This is a genomic window from Oliverpabstia sp. (genome assembly GCF_022785585.1).
Taxonomy (GTDB): domain Bacteria; phylum Bacillota; class Clostridia; order Lachnospirales; family Lachnospiraceae; genus Oliverpabstia; species Oliverpabstia intestinalis.
On sequence record NZ_JALFPR010000129.1, the window covers coordinates 24,412 to 30,596 of the forward strand.

Annotated in this window: 7 protein-coding genes; 6 read left to right on the plus strand and 1 reads right to left on the minus strand. The window is 43.8% G+C overall.

Translation table 11 applies throughout. The features are described from left to right. The first annotated feature begins 113 nt into the window (after positions 1–113). The 3 genes from MSA64_RS09135 (at position 114) to MSA64_RS09145 (ending at position 2,982) form a co-directional block, all read left to right on the plus strand. Positions 114–998 carry a LytR/AlgR family response regulator transcription factor gene (locus MSA64_RS09135; RefSeq protein WP_287891393.1) on the plus strand — a complete coding sequence of 295 codons (885 nt, stop codon included), beginning with the start codon at positions 114–116 and terminating at the stop codon, positions 996–998. Positions 999–1,171: 173 nt separating this feature from the next. After that, on the plus strand, positions 1,172–1,897 hold the full coding sequence (locus MSA64_RS09140) for a hypothetical protein (RefSeq protein ID WP_287891395.1): 726 nt from the start codon (positions 1,172–1,174) through the stop codon (positions 1,895–1,897). 419 nt (positions 1,898–2,316) lie between these two features. Then, positions 2,317–2,982, plus strand: coding sequence for a hypothetical protein (locus MSA64_RS09145; protein WP_154431456.1), 666 nt, complete (start codon positions 2,317–2,319; stop codon positions 2,980–2,982). Positions 2,983–3,120: 138 nt separating this feature from the next. Here the strand turns inward: MSA64_RS09145 and ybaK are convergent, their stop codons facing one another. Further along, positions 3,121–3,606 (minus strand): Cys-tRNA(Pro) deacylase, encoded by a 486-nt coding sequence (gene ybaK / locus MSA64_RS09150; protein ID WP_106491231.1) that lies wholly within the window; start codon positions 3,604–3,606, stop codon positions 3,121–3,123. 230 nt (positions 3,607–3,836) lie between these two features. Between ybaK and MSA64_RS09155 the strand changes: the two genes are divergently transcribed. The 3 genes from MSA64_RS09155 to MSA64_RS09165 form a co-directional block, all read left to right on the plus strand. Continuing rightward, positions 3,837–4,355, plus strand: a complete 519-nt coding sequence (locus MSA64_RS09155) for a prepilin peptidase (protein ID WP_227597946.1) — start codon at positions 3,837–3,839, stop codon at positions 4,353–4,355. A 2-nt stretch (positions 4,356–4,357) separates the two neighbouring features. Then, the gene (locus MSA64_RS09160) at positions 4,358–5,380 is read left to right on the plus strand and encodes a hypothetical protein (protein WP_277663285.1); all 1,023 of its coding nucleotides are present in this window, start codon (positions 4,358–4,360) and stop codon (positions 5,378–5,380) included. After that, a partial coding sequence (locus MSA64_RS09165) for a CpaF family protein (RefSeq protein WP_287891397.1) occupies positions 5,380–6,185 on the plus strand: 806 nt, incomplete at its 3' end. The genes MSA64_RS09160 and MSA64_RS09165, both read left to right, overlap by 1 nt.

Below are 6,185 nucleotides of genomic sequence, written 5' to 3' on the forward strand. Positions count from 1 at the left end.
GAATCATGACTTTCCGGTGGGACTGTTTTATGTTACAGGTAACAAAGATATATATAGAATTGTCCGTAGGCATGTGTTACTATAAAATACATGACCAAACGGAGGAAAAAGGAATGAAAATAGCTGTATGTGATGACGACAGGCTTTTGACAGGAGAAATCGACAGCCAATTACAGAAAATCCGTGAAAAAACGGGTATTTCTTTTGAAACAGATATATTTTTTGATGGTGAGACACTATGGGAAGCAATTGAGAAAAACGGTTCCTATGATGTAGTCTATCTGGATATCGAGATGAAAAATATGGATGGGATTACCGTGGCAAGAAAGATCCGGGAGCGTGATCCATATGCCATTCTGATCTTTATATCCAGTTATGACAGCTATTACGAACAGTTGTTTGAAGTCGAACCATTGCGCTTCCTCCACAAACCGATAGATCCGGAAAAATTCGATGAATATTTCCTGGTTGCATATACGAAACTGACCAGCCTCGAGGATCGCCTGCACTTTGAATTCAACAAACGATTGTACCAGATTCCCTACCGCGATATCGTTTATATGGAGAGCAGAAGAAGAGTCATTCATCTGTTTGGAAGAAACGGAGAAGAATATCGTTTTTATAAAAAAATGAAGGATCTCCTGGAAGAAATCAGCCATACCGGAAATATGTTTATCCGTGTACACTGTTCCTATGTGGTGAACTATTACTACATCAAATCCCTCAGCTCCACCGAGGCAGAACTCCTGACAGGAGAAAAACTTCCGGTGAGCGGGGAATATAAGAATGAGGCGTTAAAGAAGTTAGATTGCATTTTATGCCGATTTGTTACGAGTTATGACAGAACATGCTACAATTTAATAAGGAATGTTAGTTTGATATGCAAAATATTTAAGTTTTCTTTACGTTTCCGAGATCCTATTTACAGTGGGATATCCGGGTGCTATAATCCGCTTAAATACTTTGATATACAAATTATTTGCAAGAAAGGCGGGTAAATAACGCCGGAGCAGGGGAGAGAGAACCGGTAAAAAACGGAGGGTTGAACCTGCGGGAACATGTAATTCAGGCAGCCGAAAAGGAAGGAAAAATACCAGGTTGCCCGTCACTGACTGGGAGCAGACAGTACAGTCAGGTGCCACGGGGAGAGGTGGCAGAAATGGAGGAATCTATGAAGAGAAAGAGCATGATCGTAGCAGTGCTGATGGCAAGTATGTTACTGGGAGCCTGCGGGAAACAGGCAGAGACGAATGGGGAGAAAGATCCGGTAGTGACAGAAGCGCCGACAGAGGAGGCAACACTGGAAGCAGAAGAACCTGCAGGTAATGATACCAAGACAGAAGAAAGTGCGGAAGTGACCAAGGGGGCTACAGATAATTCCGCAGCCACAGGTAAAACAAATAATACAGATAGTTCAGTTAAACCGGAGAGTACAGATATAAAAGAAGAAAAATCAGTTGAAACAGAAAGTCAGGAAAAGGCTACACCGGAAGTAGATGTAAGTAATTATCTGAGCGATTATAAAAGCCTGAAGAGTCTTTTGAATATGGAATCCACAACTTCATGGCAGTTCGGAACAAGTGATTCTTATGTGTCAAATAATTTCTATCTGGAATGGGACAAAGACATATACAGCATGAGAAACGATGGCAATCCATCTGTTAAGGTGTATGGAATTTCAATAGGTGATGGACTGGAGCAAGCCGGAAAGACGTTGACAGCCAATGGATGGAAGGATTGTGAGACTGAAGGCGGAGGTTTTTTTATCACAATCATCGGTGGTAATAAATATTGTCTGGAGTTTGGCATTGATGGCAACGGAAATGTAAGCAACTGGTATCTGAATAACTGGCCGGAAGGTGATATTATAGATTATTATGATTCACTTGAGCAGTAAGAAAGATAGGGATTATTCTATTGTTATAGCTTTATAAAATATGTTTTGGAGTGATGGGATGTGAATCTGTTTTATAGGCATAAGAGCATAGGATAGTGGCAAGGATAGAAGAAAAGGGATAGTATAATAAGGGATGTTATAATAGTTGTAAATAAAAAAGGCAGATAATTGCATAATCAAAAGTATGAACGGCAAAGAAGAGGGGAGTACTTCCGCGCCGGAAAGTCCGGGCAGCAGATCCAGGGGGAATGGATCTGCTGCCCGGATTTTGCCTCATAATAACGGGAAAAATAAAAACAATTATGTGCAGAATAAGGATTTTACAAAATATACTTTCCATATGGACGGTTTTGTGGGATAATGAAAAAAAGAACGCACATAAAAAACATCTTTTATCATAGAGAGGAGGATACAGATTTATGAGAAAAAGAATATGGTTTGCATGTCTGCTTGCGATGAGCATGACATTTGCTGCATGTGGTTCCAAAGCATCTACAGAGGTAGAGCAGGAAGATGCTGCAACTGTACAGGAGGATACCCCGGAAGCGGAAGAAGATACCACACAGGAAGAGGAAAATACAGATACGATCACACCTGAGGAGTCTCAGGAGGAAACAGAGGAAGTACAGGATCCGACCGTGACAGAGACTCCTGAGGATGAGGAAGCACAGAAAAATGATACAGTGCAGGAAGCTCCGCAGGATGTAACACCGGTGAATGCACAGTATCAGGTGTATGCAGGAACATATTATGACATGAATATCTATGAGGCAACTGCAGAGGGTGGAGAGAGCGATTCTTATTGTCAGATTGAAGTGTCAAATATTACAGATCAGACCTTTGATTTTGCTGTATATCAGCTGACAGACGGTAACAAACAGATGATTCTGGATACCAGAACGGCTACGTTTGTGGAAGATGGAACAAAGGCTGTATCCGAAAAAGACGGAACAAACCTTGTATTTACATTCCCGGATAACTGGAATGCTCTGCCGAAGGTTGTAGAGATGCAGGTGAGCGGCATGGATGTTCTGGAAGGAAATTCCTATGTGAACAATAACGTTCCGGGATATGAATTTGGCTGATCATAAAGAATAAGTGAAGAATCAAAACTGGTCCACCGGATCGGTTATTGATATGCAGTGCAATAAAAATGCCTGAACGTCTGGTGTAAATCAAGCGTTCAGGCATTTTATTGTGTGGTATATTATGCAGAGACTATCTCAGGCTTCGTGGACAATAATATCCGCAAACTGTGCCCGGGTTACTTCCGCCAGTTCTTTTGGATCCAGGCAGATGGTAGTACCGATTCGGCCGCCACTGACATAGATTTTATCGAAGTTTTCCGCACTGTTATGGATGAAGGTAGGGAAGAGTTTCTTCATTCCCAGCGGACTGCAGCCGCCCCGGACATAGCCGGTGATCTTTGTGATTTCTTTTACCGGAATCAGTTCCACGGACTTTTCGCCGGCTACTTTGGCAGCCTGTTTTAACTGTACTTCCTCAGCGATGGGAACCACAAAAACATAATATTGTTTGCTCTTTCCCTGTGCCACCAGTGTCTTGAAAGACTGCTCTACAGGTGCACCTGTTTTTTCTGCGGTATGAAGACCGTCGATAAATTCATCACATTCATATTGAATCATGTCGTACCGGATATGGTGTTTGTCCAGCATACGCATGGCATTTGTTTTTACTTCTTTGCTCATGTTCATCACCTCAACAGGATTATACACATTTTTTTTCTTCAGGGCAATATCCACTGAAATTTTCCCGTCAATTTTAGCAACTTTTGACAAAAAGAAGAAAATCAGAAAAATACACTGGACAAATCTAAAGAGTGTGGATATAATGAGCCCATAACAAATCCAGATGCAGCGGTTCAGCTGCAGATTTCCAAAATATAAGTTTAATAAAATACAGACAAGTGGAGATTGCTATGAGTTTTTCTATGCTTTTTTGCATTGTATTTACCATGGGAGCAGTGTTTTTCGACTGTAAGTGGGAGAAAGTTCCCAATCTGTGGATTATAGCCGGGCTTCAGATCAGTATGGCGGAGCATCTGTCCGGAGAGGTGATACAGGGGCTTGGCAGTGCGGTCATTCGCTTCTGGGGAGGAATATTTCTGGTCCTTTTTCTTTTCTTTCCTTTGTTTCTGGGGAAGATGATCGGAACCGGAGATATCAAGGTGCTGGCGGTACTCGGCAGCGTACTGGGACCCCGGAAAATATTGTTCTGCATCGTGACGGCATTTCTTCTGGGTGCCGTGGAATCCCTTTTTCTTCTTTTTTTTCGCTGTGACTGGCGGCAGCGGTTCTTATATTTCTTTCAGTATCTTCAGCGGGCATACGTTGAACGATCACTTCCACCGTATCTGGTGCCGGGGAAAAGACCGGAAAATATTCATTTTACAATACCAATTTTAGGCAGCGTGCTGCTGTTGTATCTAGGAGGATAAGGATGAGCGAACGCAATATTTTTGCAGTGTGTGATCTGGATGTGGATTACGCCTATCATTTTATGGAGTATCTGAGCAAAAAGAAAAATATCCCTTTTGAAGTGCGGGTATTTACCAGTGCCGCAGGTTTCCGGGAATATGTAAAGGAGCATCCGGTAGAGCTGCTTTTGATTTCCGAAAAGGCGATGAACAGTGAGATCCGTGAGGCGAAGATCGGGCAGATTCTGATCTTATCGGATGGAGTGGTGTCAAAGGGGTATGAAGAGTATCCGTCAATTTACAAATATCAGTCTTCTAATCAAGTGATCCGGGAAGCGTTGGAACACTATGGGGAGGGCGTTGGAACAACAGCGCAGACGCTGAAGCTGGAGAAGAAAAAAATGGAAGTGATCGGAGTGTATTCACCGGTTGGCAGAACGATGAAGACAACATTTGCACTGACGCTGGGGCAGATTCTGGCAAAGAAAAGAGCCTGCCTGTATCTGAACCTGGAAGCCTGTTCCGGTTTTGAATATCTTCTGGAACGCAGCTTCGATCAGACACTTGGCGATCTGCTGTACTATCAGCGTCTGGGATCGGAACAGCTGATCACGAAGATGGGATCTATTGTACAGAGTGTCAACAATCTGGATTATCTGCCGCCGGTACTTTCCATGGAGGATATCCAGAGTACCACGGCACAGGAGTGGATCAGTCTTCTGCAGCAGATCATTGATTACAGTAATTATGATGTAGTCATTCTGGATCTCAGTGACAGTGTCAGCCAGCTTTATAAAGTACTGGAACAGTGTACCAGAATCTATATGCCGATCCGGGCAGATCCGGTTTCACAGGCGAAGATTCATCAGTTTGAACACACATTGCAGGTCTGGGAGAAACAGATGGTGCTGGATCGGATCCGAAAGATTAAACTTCCCTATCACCGCAACTCCAAAACCGGGATCGGATATATGGATGATCTGGTATGGAGTGAACTGGGTGATTATGTGAGAGAAATGCTTCGGACAGAGAGGGAGGACGGGTAATGAAGCAGGAACAATTTATCCGTATACGGGTAAAGCTGATGGAGCAGCTGCGGCAGGGCGCAGAATGGTCGGATGAAGAAATTCTGGAAAGGATCGATCTTCTTGTATCGGAGACGGCAAGAGAGAACCGCCTGACGGTGAAGCAGAGAGAGGAGATCCGAAGAGAGTTGTTCTATTCGGTGCGAAAGCTGGATATCTTGCAGGAACTTCTGGACGATGACCGGGTGACGGAGATTATGGTAAATGGCTATCAGAATATTTTCGTGGAGCGGGAAGGAAAAAAGAGCAGATGGGAAAAGTCATTTGTGTCAAAGGAAAAACTGGAGGATGTGGTACAGCAGATTGCCGGAAAATGTAACCGCGTGATCAATGAAAATTCCCCTATTGTAGATGCCAGGCTGGAAAACGGATCCCGTGTGAATGCGGTGATTTATCCGGTGGCGCTGGATGGACCGATTCTGACGATTCGACGTTTTCCGGAGCATGCGATCACGATGGAAGATCTGATCGCGAAAGAAAGTATCACAAGAGAGGCGGCAACATTTCTGGAACAGATGGTAAAAGCAGGGTATTCGATCCTGATCGGCGGAGGGACTTCCTCCGGTAAAACGACATTTCTGAATGCGTTATCCAACGCGATTCCCCATGAAGAACGAATTATCACAATTGAAGATTCGGCAGAACTGCAGATCCAGGGTGTGGAAAATCTGGTTCGTCTGGAAGCAAAGCCTGCCAATATGGAAGGAAACCGGGCTATTACGATCCGGGATCTGATCCGTACAGCTCTTCGTATGGCACCAAACAG

Bases quoted from the DNA above. Each gene is read 5' to 3' on its own strand.
- MSA64_RS09135 (WP_287891393.1), top strand. From the start codon at position 114: ATGAAAATAGCTGTATGTGATGACGACAGGCTTTTGACAGGAGAAATC.
- MSA64_RS09140 (WP_287891395.1), top strand. From the start codon at position 1,172: ATGAAGAGAAAGAGCATGATCGTAGCAGTGCTGATGGCAAGTATGTTA.
- MSA64_RS09145 (WP_154431456.1), top strand. From the start codon at position 2,317: ATGAGAAAAAGAATATGGTTTGCATGTCTGCTTGCGATGAGCATGACA.
- ybaK (WP_106491231.1), bottom strand. From the start codon at position 3,606: ATGAGCAAAGAAGTAAAAACAAATGCCATGCGTATGCTGGACAAACAC.
- MSA64_RS09155 (WP_227597946.1), top strand. From the start codon at position 3,837: ATGAGTTTTTCTATGCTTTTTTGCATTGTATTTACCATGGGAGCAGTG.
- MSA64_RS09160 (WP_277663285.1), top strand. From the start codon at position 4,358: ATGAGCGAACGCAATATTTTTGCAGTGTGTGATCTGGATGTGGATTAC.